Below are 16,355 nucleotides of genomic sequence, written 5' to 3' on the forward strand. Positions count from 1 at the left end.
GGATTGAGGCTCGGTAATCAATCCACCCGCGGGGGATGCGAATGTCGAACGAAAACTTGCTGCACACTTCGGTTCTCGATCAGGCGAAGGAGGCCACGGCCTGGCTCGACAGTGCCGGAAAGCCACTGACCTATCAGGATTTGCTCGAGCGGTCCGGACAGCTCGCGAGGCGCCTCGCCGACGCGGGCGCCGGTCCCGGCAGGCGGGTCGCGCTGTTCCTGGAGCGCGGGCCCGACATGGCGATCGCTATGCTCGGCGTGCTGCGCGCCGGTGCGGCTTTCGTGCCGCTCGGCCTGCAGGAGCCCGCCCCGCGGCTGGCGCTGATCCTCGCGGACTGCGCACCGGCCGTGACGCTGGTACACGACGCGACGGCGGACCGGTTCCGGCAGCACCATGTCCGCACACTCCATGTCGCCGGCGCTGGCGAGGACGAACCTGCCGACACCGGTGCACCGGACGATCCCGCGTACGTCGTGTACACCTCCGGATCGTCCGGCACGCCCAAAGGCGTTGTCGTCGAACACCGTAACCTCACGCCGCATCTGACCTGGCTCGCCGAGCGACTACCACTCGGGCCGGGCGATCGGCTGTTGCAGGTGGCACCGTACACATTCGACGCGTCGCTGACCGACTTCTTCTGGCCGCTCGGCGCGGGCGCCACGGTGATCTCGCTCGCCGAGGGCGAACATCTGGACCCGCTCGCCATCGCGACCGCGCTCGTCGAGCACGAGATCACCGCGGTTCGGCTTCCCCCGGCGCTATTGTCGCTCCTGCTCGACGAACCGGCATTCGGCAAGGCCACCGGCCTGCGGTACCTGATCAGCGGCGGGGATCGGCTGCCGACCTCGGTGGCCCGCCGAATCACCGAATTACTGCCCGGGGTAAGGCTTTTCAACCGGTACGGACCGACCGAAGCGGCCGTGGCGGTGACATACCACGAGTTCGACGCCGGCACCGACGACGGGCCGGAGGTGCCGATCGGGCGGGGCATCACCGGGGCCGAGCTGCGTATCTCGCCGGACGAGGAGTTGCTCATCGGCGGCGCTTGTGTCGCGCGCGGCTACCTCGGCGACGCCGCGTTCACAGCGGAGCGTTTCGTCCGGCTGCCGAACCGGGGCCGGGTGTTCCGGTCCGGTGATCGCGTCCGGATGACCGCTGCGGGTGTGCTGGAGTTCCTCGGCCGCGACGACGATCAGGTCCAGATCAACGGACTCCGGGTCGAGATCGGGGAAGTACAGTCCGCGCTGCGCGCGCATCCCGACGTCGCGGATTCGGTGATCCTGCCCCAGGATCAGACGCTCGCCGGGTACGTGGTGGCCGCGGCGCACCAGCCGTCGGCCGAGGCGATACAGGACTATCTGCGGGACCGGCTGCCGGGGCACATGGTGCCCAGCGCGATCACGTTCGTGGATCGGCTGCCGATGACCGACCGGGGCAAAGTGGATCTCGCGGCCTTGCGCGCCACGCACGGCACGAGCACAGTGCGCACCATGAACAGCACCGCCCGCACCGCGGGACCGGTGCGAGAAGTGGTTCGACGGGTGTGGTCGCAAGTGCTGGGCGGCGTCGAATTGCGCGAACACGACGACTTTTTCCACCGCGGCGGACATTCACTGCTCGCCGTGCACGCGGTGAGCCGGATCCGCGCCGATCTGGGCCACCACGTGCCGATGCGGATCATGTTCGAGAAGACGACCCTCGGCGAGTTCACCAAGGCCGTCACGAAGATCATCGGCTCCGCCGAGACGGCACCGCGGGCGCAGGAGGCCCGCGGTGCCGGTGGACGGTCGAAAACCCTTATCCCGGAGCAGGTCCGGGAATGAGGCCGAGATGCTCGGGGCGCACCAGGTCGAACTTCAGCGCCTGCGTGACCAGGGTGACCCGTTTCCACGCCCTGGTCATGCCGCGCGGGGCCACGATCCCGAGTTTCGTTGCCAGATAGTCGATGTGGTAGTTGACCGCCGAGCGACCGAGCGGCCGCGCGGCGGCGGACAACCGGGCCGAGACCTGTGCCGGGGTAGGTACCGCCGCGACACCACAGTCCCGCAATCCCGGCTCGCACAGACAGACCAGCACCTGGAAATACCGGCTTTCCTCGTCCAGCAACGGAATTCCGGCGCCATCCGGCTCGGCGGTGGCTCCGTGTTCGGGGGCGTAGACGGTGAAGCTGTTGCCTCCGCCACCCACGCTCAGCGTCACCCGGCTCAGTTCGAAGGGAATCGGCACCCCGGCGCGGCCGGGCCGCACCTTCACGTATTCCCCTGCCCCTTCCAGGTTCTCCACGCAGTAGGTACCCACCGTGCCGCAGTTCGACATCAGCCAGTAGTCACCGAAGGCATGGATCCGGCCCGCGGTCAGCTCCTGGTCGGCGCCGACGGCGATCTCCCCGCCCTGCCAGCCGAACAGCACGCTGTCGCCGTTGGGTAATTCCACGACCGGCGCCTGCCCGTCGAGGCAGATCAGCAGTGACCGGTCGGTGCGTTCAGCCCGCGACATGGCCGGTGTCCACAAAGGATTCGCGGATGGCGTGGGCGATTCCGGTCGCGGCGGCGGTGGGCACGATCGTCGGATCGTGATCGATGCGCACCGACAACTCCCCCTCGTCATGGACGGCCATGACAACCACCGGGTCCTCGACCCGGTTGCCCGACGGATATCTGAACGTGCCGGCCACGCCGTCCAGCACCGGCACCGGGCGATGCGTGCGATCGACGACGGTCAGCACGAGATCGAGGTGGCCGGTCCACGGCGCCTGGGACGCCCGGGCGGCCCGGACGACTTCGTCGAACGGGGTGTCCACGAATTCCAGGTCCTCCCACCAACTCTCGCGAATACCGTCGTCCTGCGGGTTGGCCAGTACCGTGTTGATGAAGCAGCCGACCACCCCCGCCTCGTCGTGGCCGCCCCAGGTATAGGCGACAGGCGCGGTGCCCGGTATCCGGGCCAGCGCCGTGTGGCAGGCGGCCAGCAACACCGAGAACGGCCGATCCGTGGCCGATTCCGGCAGCGCGACGTGCTGCCAGGCGGTGGCCAGCCCACCCGGCTCCCCCGCGTCCCGGTTGCTGCCCCACCGCCCGGGTCCGGCGTCACGCACCCGGGACATCCAGTGCGCCAACGCCTCCGGAGTGCTGGCCGCGTGTTCCTTCGCGAGCCGCCGCTGCACCACCTCCCGATAGCGGCCCAGTTCGGTGGCGGCGACCGAATCCGGGATCTGCACCGAGCTCTGATAAGCGGACATCAGCTCGTCCAGCACCAGGCCGGTGGATTCGCCGTCACAGACGAGGTGGTCGAATCCGAGGGCCAGCAGGTCCCGTTGCTCGTTCCTGGCCAGCAGCACCCGGAACGAACCACGCCCGGCGGGCCAGTCGGCCAAGGCGGCCCAGACCGCGCTGTCGGTATCCGCGGACACGATTTCCTGCACGATCGGATCCGCGGGTACCGGACCGATCCGCAGTACGGGCACGCCGCCGACCGTGTCCGCCACCCCGCGCAACGCCGGATGCCGCAGCAGAACCGAGCGCGTCGCTCGTTCCAGCCGGGCGATCGACAACAAGCCGGGCGGGAATTCCATGAAGACCGGCAGGATCCTGACCCGATCGAGTGGGTCGGCGGACCTGGTGTGGTGGAACCTGCGCTGGGCGCCGGTCAGCGGCATCAGCTCGTCGGCTCCCTTGTCCACGTTCGCGAAATGTTTGAGATAGGTCCTGGTGATACTCCGATGCAAGACTGACCTCCACTCTCTGTTGTTCCACCGCCCCGGCGACCCCCACGCCGTTCATCTGGTCACGCCGCGCTCGGCTCGAATCAGGTCGGCGCGTACGGTGTCGCTGAGCAGCCTGCCCAGGCCGTCGGGGTCCGCCCGGGTGTGGAAATGACCTCCCGGCCGTCTGAGCGACTCGAAGGCCCCGTCGGTATGTTCCTGCCATCCCGCCATCAAGTCCCCGCCACTCGACTCCTCGGTACCGGCGATGGCGGTGACGGGGCAACGCAGCCGGGGGCGGGGGGCGTGCTCGTAGGTCTCCAGCACCTGGAGATCCGCGCGATAGCAGGCCAGTGCGGCGGCCCGCAGATCCTTGTCGGAATCGGTCGCGGCGGGCAGTGGGCCCCAGAGCCGTTCGATCTGGGCACGCAGCTCCGCATCGTCGAGCAGGTGCAACGGCGCGGGCCGCGCGCGCAGTGGCGGCGGCGGGCACGAGGAGACGAAAAGCCGTAACGGCTTCGCCCCCAAGGCTCTTGCCACCTCGTAGGCGACGAGCGCGCCCAGGCTGTGACCGAACAGCGCGAACGGTGGGGTGAACTGCACCCGCTCGAGGATCTCGTGTACCAACTCCGGCATCGACGTGAACGCCTGCGCCCCGAGATTGTGCGCCCGGCCCGGCGGCTGGACGGCCACCAGTCGTAAGGCGGGCGTGTACGCGGCCCATCGCGCGTACTCCCCCGCCGCGCCGCCCGCGTGCGGAAAGCAGTATAGGGTGGCCACCGCGGTGGCCGGTGCCGGGCGTTCGATCACCCGCAATCCGGTCATGACGCACTCGCCGAGTCGCGCAGGTGCTCTTCGATCAACGCGGTGAGCTCTCGCACCGATGGCGCGAGGTACATCGACCGCACCTCCAGTTCCACCGGCAGCAACTCCCCGAGCTTGATCACCAGGTCGGTCGCGACCAGCGAATCCCCGCCGAGATCGAAGAAGCTGTCCGCCGGGTCGACGTCCGGCAAGCCGAGGAATTCGGTGAACAGCATGGCCACCGTCTGTTCTGTGTTCAGACCGGCCGCAGGCGTGGACGGTCGCGCCGGGGCAGCGGTCTCCGCCGTCAGCAGATAGGGCTGCCGCTGGAACGGGTAGGCGGGCAGCGCGACCCTTCTCACCTGTCCTGTATGAGCTGCTGCCCAGTCGATCGGCAGCCCGGCGAGCCACAGCTCACCGAGTGCGGCCAGTGGATCGGCGACCGTGACGACGATGTGCTCCGACGTCCACCGGGGATGCTCCCGCAGGCGCGTGGACAACCCCGCGTCGTCGATCGCCAGGAACAGCCGGCCCGGCGTATCCAGAGCGGCGCGGATCTCGTCGTCGCCACAGTCCGGATGCAGAGTGAGGTCCGGATCCAGTCCGAGGGCCCGCCATTGCCGCAGCACCTCCGCTTCGGCCGTCTCCCGCACCAGCAGGGCGACGGCTCGCGTATCTCTGGCGTGCTCGCCGGTGACCAGTCGCTCCGGCGCAGCACCGCCGAGCACCCGCAGCGCGTCCTGCCGGTCACGCACCACCGCGTACCGGCGGTAGCCGTGTAGTCGCCTGCCGACCTGCAGCGTCCACGCCACATCCGCCAGTTCGAGCTCGGGCTGATCGCCGAACCAGCCGGAGAGCCGCGCCGTCAGCTCGTCGAGGGCCGCCGGGGTGTGCGCGGACAGCACCAGCAGTTGGGCCTGCGCGGTCACCTCCCGCGGCAGCGTCGCCGGCGGCTGCTCCAGCACGACGTGCGCGTTGCCACCGCCGAGCCCGCGCGCGGTGACACCGGCCCGGCGCGGCAGCCCGGCGGGCGCCCATGGCGTCGGCTCGGTCACCACGGCGAACGGGCCCGCCGTGAAGTCGATGTCGGGGTTCGGCTCGGAGTAATGCAGGCTCGGCGGAATGACCCCGTGTTCCACGGCCAGTACCGTCTTGATGAATCCCGCGATGCCCGCGGCGGCATCGGTATGCCCGATATTTCCCTTCACCGAGCCGAGCAGGCACGGCTGCTCGCGTGAATTCCCGTCGGCGAACGCCTGATTCAGCCCGGCGACCTCGATCGGATCGCCGACCCGGGTGCCGGTGCCGTGGGCCTCGACGTAGGTGATGGACGAGGGCGTGACGCCTGCCGCCTGCTGCGCGGCGCGCACCACCTCGAACTGCCCGCGAACGCCCGGCGCGGTGAACCCCGCCCGGTCCCTGCCGTCATTGTTCACCGCGGAACCACGCAGCACGGCATGGATGTGGTCCCCGTCGGCGATCGCCTCGGACAACCGCTTCAGCACCGCGATCCCGCATCCCTGACCACCGATCACGCCGTCCGCGGCCGCGTCGAACGGGCGGCACGCACCGGTGGGCGAGGTGATTCCGCCGATTCGGTAGTTGTCCAGCGCGGCGGGCAGCCGCACCGAACTGCCACCGGCCAGTGCGAGATCGCATTCCCCGGCGAGCAGTGCCCGCGCGGCGTAATGCACGGCATACAGCGAAGTCGCGCACGCCGCCTGCACGTTGGTGGCCGGTCCACGCAGGCCCAGCTTGTAGGCGATGCGACTGGCCAGATAGTCACTGGTGCTGCCGGTCAAGATGTCCCAGGTGGTGATCGAGCCGTCTTCGAGTTGCCTGGCCCGCAGGGTCTCGGTGTAGGTGGACAGGCTGCATCCGGCGTAGATGCCGATCAGGCCGGGGAATCGGTCCGGGTCGTATCCGGCGCCCTCGATCGCCTCGACCGCACATTCCAGCAGCACCCGATGCTGCGGATCGATCAGTAGCGCCTCGCGCGGGGTATACGCGAAATAGCTCGCGTCGAACCATTCCGGTTTCTGCAGCAGTCCACCCGCTGGCACATATTCCCGCTTGCTGCCACCGGGACCAGTAATGCTTTTCGGCGAGAAACGGCTGACACTATCCACGCCCGATACCAGATTTTCCCAGAACTGGCCGATATCCGCCGCATCCGGAAAACGACAGGCGAGTCCGATGACAGCAATATCCGTTTCACGTCGATCGACCCCCGGATGAACAGACTCGGAACTGCCGGCTTTTTCGTTCGCAATTACCTTCGACTGCTCTTTTGTTGATCCATCAAGGAATGCGGCACACGACCGGATAGTGGTATGGGTGAACAATTCCGTCAAGGTCGGGCGGATACCGATGCGCTGCGCGATCTGCTCTCGCACCAGCTGCATGAGCATCGAGTACCCACCGACTTCGAAGAAGTTGTCGAGCACGTCGACCTCGTCGAGTTCGACTACGTCACACCAAATTTCGGCGAGGATACGCTCCGTCTGGGTGACCGGGGGCTGACGGGTACTCATGGCATCACATCCTGATGTCGTCTGCTTCCATGACCATTCGATACTGCCCGGCGATAAGCCGATATTGCCCAGCGGTTGCCGTGCTCAGTGAATATCGCCCGGCGTGGGAGGGATAATCACGCCCCCAGCTCGATAAACTCCGGCAGCGTTCCCGATCGACCCGATCGCGATCGCCCCAATACCAGCAAGCTTAACCACACCAGACCTGCGGAACAACAGCTTCATCCGCAATATGTCAGGTACCCGTCCGCCATTGTTGAAGCCTTTACAGTGACTTGGCCGCCGAGTACGCTGCGAACTGGCACTGGGGTTGTCGAGATACGTCGAGATACGTCCTGAATGACGAGGTCCGACGAGGAAAGATAAGGGTAGCCATGGGTACACATCAGCTGTTTCTCGCTTGTCTGCCTTTCGCGGGCAGTGGTGCCGGATTCTTCCGAGAATGGGAAAAACTGGACATCCCGGAGGTCACCGTGCTTCCGGTCCAGTTGCCGGGACGCGAGGAGCGATTCCCGGACGACCCGTTCACCGAGGTCGCCGACGCCGTCGCCGAACTGACACCGAAGATCCTGGCCGACGCCGGCGAACACGCGGCCATCGCGTTGTTCGGGCACAGCCTCGGCGCGGTGCTCGCCTACGAGATCGCCCGGGAACTCGAACGGATCGGTCACCCCGGATTGCGTCACCTGTTCGTCAGCGGATCACCGGGTCCGCACAACGGACGGACCGAACGAGCTACCGGCCTGGCCGACGCGGAGTTCCTGGCCGGGGTACAACGATTCGCCGGTTACCGGCATGCCGCCTTCGACGATCCGGAACTGGTCGAGGTCCTGCTTCCGGTGCTCCGCGCCGATGTGGCGATGCACGAGAACTACCGCGCCACCAGCACCGAGCCGCTCGCGGTGCCGATCACCGCCCTGCGCGGCGAAGCAGACGAACTCGTCGCCCGGGAACAGGCCGAACAATGGACCACGGTGACCCGCGGTCCGTTCGCCTACCGGGAACTTCCCGGCGGCCATATGTATCTGGTCGACGAGCCGGAACAGCTGCTGAGTCTGATAGCCGGGAGCTCGGCATGGGGCTGACCGGCAAGACCGCGGTCATCACCGGCGCGGCCCGCGGCCTCGGCCGCGCCTGCGCGCTCCGGTTCGCCGACGAAGGCGCAGACCTGCTGCTGCTGGACATCACCAGGGATCTCGCCGACGTGCCCTATCCACTCGGATCGGCCGGCCAGCTGAAACACACTGCGGCCCTGTGTGAACGCGCGGGCGCCGCGACCGTGACCGCCGCCGTCGACGTGCGCGACGCGCACCAGTGCGCGCTGGCGGTGGACCAGGCGCTGGACCGATTCGGCACGGTGGACGTGCTGGTCAACAATGCCGGAATCGCCTCGCCCTCCGGGAAGATCGCCCATGACATCACCGAGCGGGAGTGGTCGCTCATGCTCGACGTCGACCTCTCCGGCGCCTGGCGAATGATGAAGGCGGTCGCCCCGGTGATGGTCCAACGCAGATCCGGCAGCATCATCAACGTGTCCTCGACTGCGGGCACGGTCGGATATCGGCATTTCGCGAGCTACGTGGCGGCCAAGCACGGGTTGATCGGACTGACCAAGGCCGCGGCGCTGGACTACGCCCCGATGCGGGTACGGGTGAACGCGTTGTGTCCCGGCTCGGTCCGGGACGACCCCGTGCTGGAAGGCCGGATGCTCGCCGAGATCGCCCGATCGCTGGAGGTTCCGGTCGCCGAGCACGAGCAGATTTTCGTCCAGGATCAGCCGATGAACGCGCTGATCGATCCGTCCGACATCGCGAGCGCGGCGCTGTGGCTCGCGACGGACGAATCCCGCCAAGTCACCGGCAGCGTGCTGACCGTGGACGGCGGCTTCACCTCCCGATGAGCAGGAGGACCACCCGTGACAATCTCGACCTTCAATGATCCTGCCGCCGGCTGCCACAGCCTCGTGCTGCGACTTCCCGGCGCCACCGATCCGGCGCGCCTGCTGGCCGAGGCCGTGTCCGATCCGGTCCAGGTCTGGCAGACCTCGGTGCCGGTCGGCGCAGACGAGCCGCAGGCCGCCGACCGCAGGCGCGCCGAATCCCTGCGACCGATTCACCCGGACGGACCGCCGTTACGAGCCGTAACCCTGCGATACGCCGACGGGACCGCGGACCTGGTGCTGGTGGCCGTCCGCGCGGAGATCCCACCGGCCGCGCTGCGGCGAATCGCCCGGCTGCCGCTGGACGGGCCCGGCGATGACGTCGCGCCCCGCCCCGCCGAAGCGCGGCCAGGCTTCCGGTACAACGGCGAAATCGCTTGGGGCTTAGGAGATCCGGAGCTGCGCGGGGTCGTCGGCAGTGCGCAGATCGATCTCACCGCCCTCGGCGGGCACGCCGAACGACTCTTCCTTCCCGCTATCGCCCTGGCCCTGAGCCGATACGGCGGCGGGAATCGAGCGGCGTTGGGCGTTCTCGACCTGAACGACGGTGCGGGCGAACATATTCGCGTGCACCCGGTCGACGAACCGCCGGAGTGGTCGTGCGCCGAATTCCTCCGCCGGTTCGACCAGGCGCCCGTCACGCCGCAGGAGCCGCCGGCCGTCGGCGTCGTCCTGAGCCCGGCCTTCGCGGAAGACAGCTATACGGCGTGCCTGACGCCGATCTTCCCGCTCACCGTCCAGCTGGATCGCGGCTCGTCGCGCGCGATCTGCCGGTTCGATCGGGGCATCGTGAATGCCGCTGTCGCGCAACGATTCTGTGCGCATGCGGCGCATCTGGCCGAACAGCTTGCGCACGGGACACCGGATCGGCCGCTGTCCGGGCTGGAGCTGTTGCCGCGCAACGAACAAGCGGAACTCCTACGCGCGGGCGACGCACCGGCCGTGCGCGGACGCATCGATCGCACCTTCGAGGAGATGGCGGCCAAACAACCGGACGCCGTGGCGTTGCTGGCCGGCGACGAGCAGCTGACCTACCAGCAGCTGAACGATCGGGCAGACGCGATCGCGGCGGGCCTGTGCGCGCTGGACATCGCACCGGGCAGCCTGGTCGGTGTCTGTCTGGAACGGGACGCCGAGCTGGTGGTCACCCTGCTCGGCGTGCTCAAGGCGGGTTGTGCGTATGTACCGATGGATCCGCGCTATCCGGTGCAGCGCCTGCGCTTCACCGCGGAGAACGCGGGGATGCCCGTCATCATCACGTCCGCACCGGAGTTCCCGCGGGTTCCCGGTACTCGGCTGCTGACTCCCTCCGCGTTGACGGAACTCGGCGCAGGTCAGACGGCAGCCGATGCCCGATCCACCACCGAGGGTGACGACCCCGCCTACGTGATCTACACCTCCGGATCCACCGGCACACCCAAGGGCGTGGTCGTGCCCCATCGCAACGTGCTGGCGCTGTTGCAGGCCACCGCCGAGGATTTCGCCCTCGGCTGGGATGACACCTGGATGCTGTTCCATTCCAGCGCCTTCGATTTCTCCGTGTGGGAGATCTGGGGTTGCCTGCTCACCGGCGGTCGCCTCGTCGTCGTGCCGTATTGGACCACCCGCGATACCGAAGAGTTCTACGCCCTGCTGACCGAGCAACGCGTCACGGTGCTGAACCAGACGCCGTCGGCGTTCGCCCAACTCGTGCACACCGATCAGCGTGTCCGCGGGGATCTGGCCCTTCGATTGATCATCTTCGGCGGCGAACCACTCGACGTGCGCATGCTGGCGCCCTGGTTCGCCCGGCACCCGGCCACCGATTGCCGGGTGGTCAACATGTTCGGCATCACCGAGACCACCGTGCACGTGACCGCGCAGACGATAACTCCGCAGCACGTCGTGACGGGCTCACGCTCGGTCGGCCGTCCGCTGCCGGGGTGGTCGGTGTCCATCCGGGATGCACAGGGACGGGTCCTGCCGCCCGGTCCGCCGGGTGAGATCTACGTAGGCGGTGCGGGAGTGGCCAGCCACTACCTCGGCCGGCCCGAGCTGACCGCGCAACGGTTCATCCTCGATGAGCTGACCGGAGAACGGATCTATCGCAGCGGCGACCAGGGGCGGCTGCACCCCGACGGCAGCCTCGACCACCTCGGCCGCCTGGACAACCAGGTCAAGGTGCGCGGGCACCGCATCGAACTGGATGAGATCCGCACGGTGCTGCTGGGTGCGCCCCGGGTGGCCGCCGCGGCCGTCGTGGTCAACCGGGAACAGCCGGATGATCCGGCGAGCAGCCGGATCGACGCCTATGTCGTCCTCGAGTCCGCCGCGAGCACCGCACAGGTGCTCGCGCATGCCGGAGCGATGTTGCCCGACTACATGATGCCCGCGACGATCACCGAGGTCGCCGCGATTCCGCTGACGATCAACGGCAAACCGGATATCGCCGAGCTGCCCGAACCACACATCAGATCGGTCGGCACACCCGTCGCGCACGAGCCCGGCTCCGGCGGAATCGCCGAGGACATCTTGACCATCTGGAGCAAGCAGCTGAACACCGAAGTGGGCCTGCAGGACAATTTCTTCACCCTGGGCGGGAACTCGTTGCTGGTCGTCCGGGTGCTCACCGAGATGCGGGAACGCAACCTGCCGAAGGTGTCACCGAAGCAGTTCTACGGCCATTCGACCGCGGCGGAGTTCGTCGAGCTGGTCCGGCAATTGAGCGAAGCCGACCATTGACGTCGATCGCCGCTGGATATCGGGTGTCTCAGCTGATCCGGGCCACTCGGGCCGCGGTCACCGCGACCGACAGCCCCAGACCGACACAGGCTGCGCAGACGAGGAACATCGCCTGATATCCGGCGGCATCGGCAACCAGACCGAGGGAGCCGCTGCCCGCGGCGACGCCCACGGTGAAGCAGGCCCCGAAGGTCGACAGCGCCGTGGCGCGCTGCCGTTCGCTCACCGAACGCACCACGATCACCCCCAGCACCGGATAGATCTGCCACATTCCGACACCGATCAGTACACCACCGATCACACCGACAACGAGACCATCCGACACGCCGAGCAGCGCGAGCCCCGCAGCCTCGACGACGAACAGGCCGGCCAGCGCCACCGGTCGCGTGGCCTCCCAGCGGACCCAGGTACTCGCTGTTCGCAACAGCACCACGGTCATCGAATACGCGGTGAGCACGGCTGCTCCCCCGGTGATACCGAGGGTGTTGAACTTTGCGACCGCGAAGCTGGAGACGGCCGCGAAACCGAACGCGCTGAAGATCAGCGCGACGCAGGGCAGCACGGTGCCGAGCAGCGCCCGGCCCGGCTCGACGCCCGTCTTCTCCTTCTTCGCGGAGACGCGCACCTCGGGTACATACAGGGCGATCGGGATGACGAGCAGGGTGACCAGCCCGGCGACCACGAACGTCGCCGCCGTGCCCACCAGGTGCTCGAGCAAGGTACCCAGCGGAGCGCCGAGACCGATGGACACGTAGACGACGGTGCCGCTCAAACCGAGCGCCCAGGTCTGTCGGTCCTTGGCGACCAACTGCACCGGCCAGACCCCGGTCGCGGCCAGCATCACGCCCATCCCGATGCCCACCAGCAGGCGCAGGCAGATCAGCTCGGTGATCGATCCGGCGAGCGGATAGCACACGGTGGCGAGCATGGTCAGCACCGTTCCGCCGATGGTCAGGGCGCGGGCGCCGAGCCGGTTCATCAGCGCGCCCGATACCGGGCGGACCAGCAGCGAGGCCACCGCGTAAGCGCCGATGACCGCGCCCACCTCCGCCGGGCCGCCGTGCAACCGGCCGGTGACGTGGCCGGGCAGGATCGGGATGGTCAAAGCGAATGGCAGATAACCGATCCCGCTCGCCAGCGAGATCAACAGCGCGTAGCGAAAAGATCGCTTGTCGGTGGTCTCGAGGTCAGGCTCCAACTCGGTCCGCACAGTGTCACTCCCCCATATCCGGGCGGCGATCGCCCGTCGACAACCCGTTCCGACGCTGCTTTCCCAGCGTTGCCGCCACCCCCTTGGTCACCTGCCTTCAGCCTTCCCGATCGGTATCCATATAACCACGTCATGGGTCCGCGCAGCACAGCACGGGTTGTCCCTGCGCTTCCAGTCCACAAGCGCCACAGGCATATCGGCGAACGACAGGCCGCAGGTGGCTTACATCGGAACTCCTCCGGCCAACCCTCGCAGCAGTACCTGCGGCTGCGAGGAGCATCGCTTCTGTCTGTCTCAGGGAAACGGCAGTGGTTCCGCGTTACGGGCCACCAGCAAGGCACTGAGGAACCCGATCTCCTTGCGCTGGGTGAGCAGCATCTCCCGCGCCACATCGAGCACCGCCCCGGTGCGGGTCTGCTCGATGATGGCCTGCGCCATTGTGATTCCGCCCTGGTGGTGGCGCAGCATCAGTTGCAGGAACAGGATTTCGCCGTCGAGTCCGCGGGCCACGGACAGGCGATCGAGTTCGGCGGGCGCGGCCATGCCGGGCATCGCCGCGCCAATGGACGGCAGCGCGGTCCCGGAAGTTGTTGCGGCCGAGCCGTGATGGCCGTGCCCGGCCATATCCGAAGCCATCCACGCCATCGGTTCGCGCGCGGTGGGCGCCGCCTGCGCCAGCCGCAGCCAGCCCTGCATGATGCCGATCTCATAGCGCTGCGAGTATTCGATCTCTTGCGCCACCCGCCGCACCGGCTGATCTGCTGCCGGGTCGAGCCGTTGCGCCAGCAGCAACGCCTGCTGGTGGTGCACGGTCATATCCTGCGCGAAACCTATTTCGGCCGCGGTCAATACCGGCGCGGTCGCTGTTCGGGTCGCCCCGAACAGCGGCCGCGCACTCGCACCGATCACCAGCAGCAGCAGCGCGGCGGCGCACAATGCGGCAACGTAGGTACGCCTGCTCATGAGCCGACCGTGGAGAGTTGGTTGTCGGGCGCGGCGTAGACGCCGTTCTCGAATTGCATGACCATCGGCCCGTTGTCCGAGCAGGTCACCAGTATCTGGTTGCCGCGGAAAGCCGGTGGCGACATACACCAGTCCGCGGAGAGATCACCGAGCGCGAGCCACAGCGACCGTGGACTGATCGCCTCTAGCGGATTGAATTGTCCCTCCACCATCGCGCGGCCGATCGCCACCGGATCGACCACCGGCGGACCTTCTAGCGAGGCCCAGGCGTGCGGCGAATTCGGCAGTCCCAGTTGCCCCCAGGTGCGGGCGGGTGGATTCAGGTAACCCAGTTCGCGGATGTTCGCCGGGTCCCTGACATCGAAGACGCGGATGCCGGACTGGCCCCAACCACACGCCAGCGCAGTGGGATCGACGGATCGGTCCGCGCTGCAGTAGTGCGGGTTGTAGCCGAACCCCGATCCGCCCATGCCGGAGGCCAACGCGGAATCCTGGTGCTCCAGCAGATTGATCTCCAGTTTGAGCTTCGACACGAACCGCGGCTCGGCATCGTCGGAGACATCGATCAGTTTGACTCCCCCGGCACCGGCCTCATCGATGGTGAACACATGTTGTTTTCCGCCGTAGGTCACCGGAATGCTGTGTTGTGTGGCTTGGCCGTCCATCCAGAACAACCGGCCGAGATGATATACCTGCGGATCGCGTTTACGACTCTGGACCTCACTGATGTCCAACGTGGTGATACCCGCGGCGACCGACATGTACATCCGGTTTCCGTCGTCGCTGATACCGAAACCGTGCGCGGTGAGGCCCGTGACATTCTGCGAGATGATCCGTGGATTCACCGGATCCGAAATATCGATGCCGGTCAGCAAACCCGGCGCGACACCCGTTGCCCAATAGGTGTTTCCGTCCGGGGAGAAGCCGCCCTCGTGGGACAGGAAGGGCATCGGTTGCAGCAGATTGGTCCCGACTCCGGGATTCAACAGTCGCGGATGCGCGCAGTCACTGATGTCATAGACGGAGAAGTACCCCGCCGACATACCGGTCGGCACCGCGGTGGCGGCGAGCAACTTACGCTTCGGATTGACCTTCAAGCTTTCCCAGGTACCCCAAGCCATCGCAGGCTCGGCCAGCACCGCGGTCTGCACCGGTCGGGCCGGGTCCGTCGCATCGAATACCCGCAGCCCCGGTTCGCCGAAGACGATGCCCGGAAACAGGGTGCTGCTGTATATGCAATTCTCGAAACTCGCCGAGACGAGACCGGAACCCCGCGCTTCTCCAGGACTGCCGAGCAACGACATGTTGCAGCTGTATCCCTGCCTGCTTCGACCATTGTTCCGATCCGCGGCCGGGACATCACCTTGCAGTCCGGGCTCGGGCATGGACCCCGGCCCGCAATCTGCCCGCGGTACCGAACTCCGCCCGACATCGAAGAACTCCCGGACGTCGTTGGCGAGGTCCGATTGCAGATCCGCCGAAGCTCCGCCGGGAACGAGCATCGAGGCGAACAGCACCGTCACCACGCTGACGGCCCCCCTCCGGAGAATTGTCGATAGGTGCGGCATACACATCCTCAGTTTCCATCTATAAGAAGTCCCTCAATTCTTGCCACCACAGGGCAAATACACCCTTATCCCGGCGCGACACATTTTTGCTTTTCCGGCACCACCGCCAGGGTCCGCAAAGTGGGGTAGGTCTCGTACAGCGTCGACGATTCCCCGCCCCGACTCGGCCGGATTCGGCCGCAGGCGGTCGGCTCGATGCGGAGGCCGGCCAGCGATCGACCGGCGCACACATTCCCCACATGGGTGCATTGACGTGGTTCGGCACCGCGGCGGAGCCTGATCGCATGAACTACAAGCCGCTTCTGCTAGGTGCCGTCGCCGCCGTTCTCCTGATTCCAGCAGCGCCCGCGAGCGCCGCCGAACCCATCTACTCGTCGGGGACCTTCGGGCCGTGGCGGGACGGCGCCGACGCCGTCACCTACGACCAGAAACTCGCTCCCGCAGGCAGTCGTGCCATGGTTGTCGCCGTCAGCGACGACGAGAAGACCACGGCCGTGCTGCTCGTCAGCGGGCTGCTCCCCAACCGCGTCTACGGTTCGCACGCACACCTGAAGCCCTGTGGTGCCAAGCCGGCCGACTCCGGTTTCCACTACCAGAATGTGCAAGATCCGAACGCCAAGGACACGATGTCCATGGACGCGCGATACGCTAACCCGCAGAACGAACTCTGGCTCGACTTCACCACCGACAAGGACGGCAAGGCCGCCCAGGTCTCCACCGTGAATTGGCCCTTCCGCAAGGGTCAACCCGCGTCGATTGTCTTGCACGAGAAGAGAACCGACACCACAGACGGCAACGCCGGCATGGCCGGCGCGCGAGTCGCCTGCTTGAGTGTTCGCCGTTAGTCACTGGTTCACTGGAATGTCCACGACCGTCGACTCGGCAGGCAGCGTTGCCAGCCGGTCCTGACGGCGCG

General features: G+C 67.2%; 12 protein-coding genes. 5 read left to right on the forward strand and 7 right to left on the reverse strand.

All coding sequences use genetic code 11. From position 1 onward, the window contains the following. Positions 1-41: 41 nt before the first annotated feature. Positions 42-1,823: a non-ribosomal peptide synthetase gene (locus O3I_RS25310; RefSeq protein WP_014985840.1), complete on the forward strand. Its 1,782-nt coding sequence runs from the start codon at positions 42-44 to the stop codon at positions 1,821-1,823. On the opposite strand, the gene O3I_RS25315 is transcribed toward O3I_RS25310, so the two are convergent. Genes O3I_RS25315 through O3I_RS42975 form a run of 4 tightly spaced genes read right to left on the reverse strand, consistent with a single transcriptional unit; the run spans position 1,798 to position 7,038 of the window. Further along, positions 1,798-2,496 carry a hypothetical protein gene (locus tag O3I_RS25315; RefSeq protein WP_014985841.1) on the reverse strand — a complete coding sequence of 233 codons (699 nt, stop codon included), beginning with the start codon at positions 2,494-2,496 and terminating at the stop codon, positions 1,798-1,800. The two genes, O3I_RS25310 and O3I_RS25315, sit on opposite strands and share 26 nt — an antisense overlap. Further along, positions 2,483-3,724, reverse strand: coding sequence for a condensation domain-containing protein (locus O3I_RS25320; protein WP_014985842.1), 1,242 nt, complete (start codon positions 3,722-3,724; stop codon positions 2,483-2,485). Before O3I_RS25320 ends, O3I_RS25315 begins: the two co-directional genes overlap by 14 nt. A gap of 51 nt (positions 3,725-3,775) precedes the next feature. Then, positions 3,776-4,525 (reverse strand): thioesterase II family protein, encoded by a 750-nt coding sequence (locus tag O3I_RS25325; RefSeq protein WP_014985843.1) that lies wholly within the window; start codon positions 4,523-4,525, stop codon positions 3,776-3,778. Beyond that, positions 4,522-7,038: a beta-ketoacyl synthase N-terminal-like domain-containing protein gene (locus O3I_RS42975; protein WP_014985844.1), complete on the reverse strand. Its 2,517-nt coding sequence runs from the start codon at positions 7,036-7,038 to the stop codon at positions 4,522-4,524. The genes O3I_RS25325 and O3I_RS42975 overlap by 4 nt, the downstream gene beginning before the upstream one ends. A 374-nt stretch (positions 7,039-7,412) precedes the next feature. Between O3I_RS42975 and O3I_RS25335 the strand changes: the two genes are divergently transcribed. From O3I_RS25335 to O3I_RS25345, 3 genes are read left to right on the forward strand one after another with little or no spacing between them, the layout of a single operon-like run. Next, entirely contained in the window at positions 7,413-8,123 is a 711-nt protein-coding gene (locus O3I_RS25335; protein WP_014985845.1) for a thioesterase II family protein, read from the forward strand. Then, positions 8,114-8,938 carry an SDR family oxidoreductase gene (locus tag O3I_RS25340; RefSeq protein WP_014985846.1) on the forward strand — a complete coding sequence of 275 codons (825 nt, stop codon included), beginning with the start codon at positions 8,114-8,116 and terminating at the stop codon, positions 8,936-8,938. Before O3I_RS25335 ends, O3I_RS25340 begins: the two co-directional genes overlap by 10 nt. A 15-nt stretch (positions 8,939-8,953) precedes the next feature. Further along, on the forward strand, positions 8,954-11,698 hold the full coding sequence (locus tag O3I_RS25345; protein ID WP_014985847.1) for a non-ribosomal peptide synthetase: 2,745 nt from the start codon (positions 8,954-8,956) through the stop codon (positions 11,696-11,698). 28 nt (positions 11,699-11,726) lie between these two features. Here O3I_RS25345 and O3I_RS25350 read toward each other — a convergent pair whose 3' ends face one another. The 3 genes from O3I_RS25350 to O3I_RS25360 form a co-directional block, all read right to left on the reverse strand. Next, positions 11,727-12,908, reverse strand: a complete 1,182-nt coding sequence (locus tag O3I_RS25350) for an MFS transporter (RefSeq protein ID WP_014985848.1) — start codon at positions 12,906-12,908, stop codon at positions 11,727-11,729. A gap of 294 nt (positions 12,909-13,202) precedes the next feature. Further along, complete coding sequence (locus O3I_RS25355) at positions 13,203-13,871, reverse strand: DUF305 domain-containing protein (RefSeq protein ID WP_041562867.1); 669 nt, start codon at positions 13,869-13,871, stop codon at positions 13,203-13,205. Then, on the reverse strand, positions 13,868-15,439 hold the full coding sequence (locus tag O3I_RS25360) for an LVIVD repeat-containing protein (protein WP_041562868.1): 1,572 nt from the start codon (positions 15,437-15,439) through the stop codon (positions 13,868-13,870). Before O3I_RS25360 ends, O3I_RS25355 begins: the two co-directional genes overlap by 4 nt. Positions 15,440-15,678: 239 nt before the next feature. Here O3I_RS25360 and O3I_RS25365 point away from each other — a divergent pair, with 239 nt between their 5' ends. After that, positions 15,679-16,284 carry a hypothetical protein gene (locus O3I_RS25365; protein ID WP_014985851.1) on the forward strand — a complete coding sequence of 202 codons (606 nt, stop codon included), beginning with the start codon at positions 15,679-15,681 and terminating at the stop codon, positions 16,282-16,284. Positions 16,285-16,355 lie beyond the last annotated feature (71 nt).

Origin of the sequence: Nocardia brasiliensis ATCC 700358 (assembly GCF_000250675.2) — a bacterium.
GTDB lineage: Bacteria > Actinomycetota > Actinomycetes > Mycobacteriales > Mycobacteriaceae > Nocardia > Nocardia brasiliensis_B.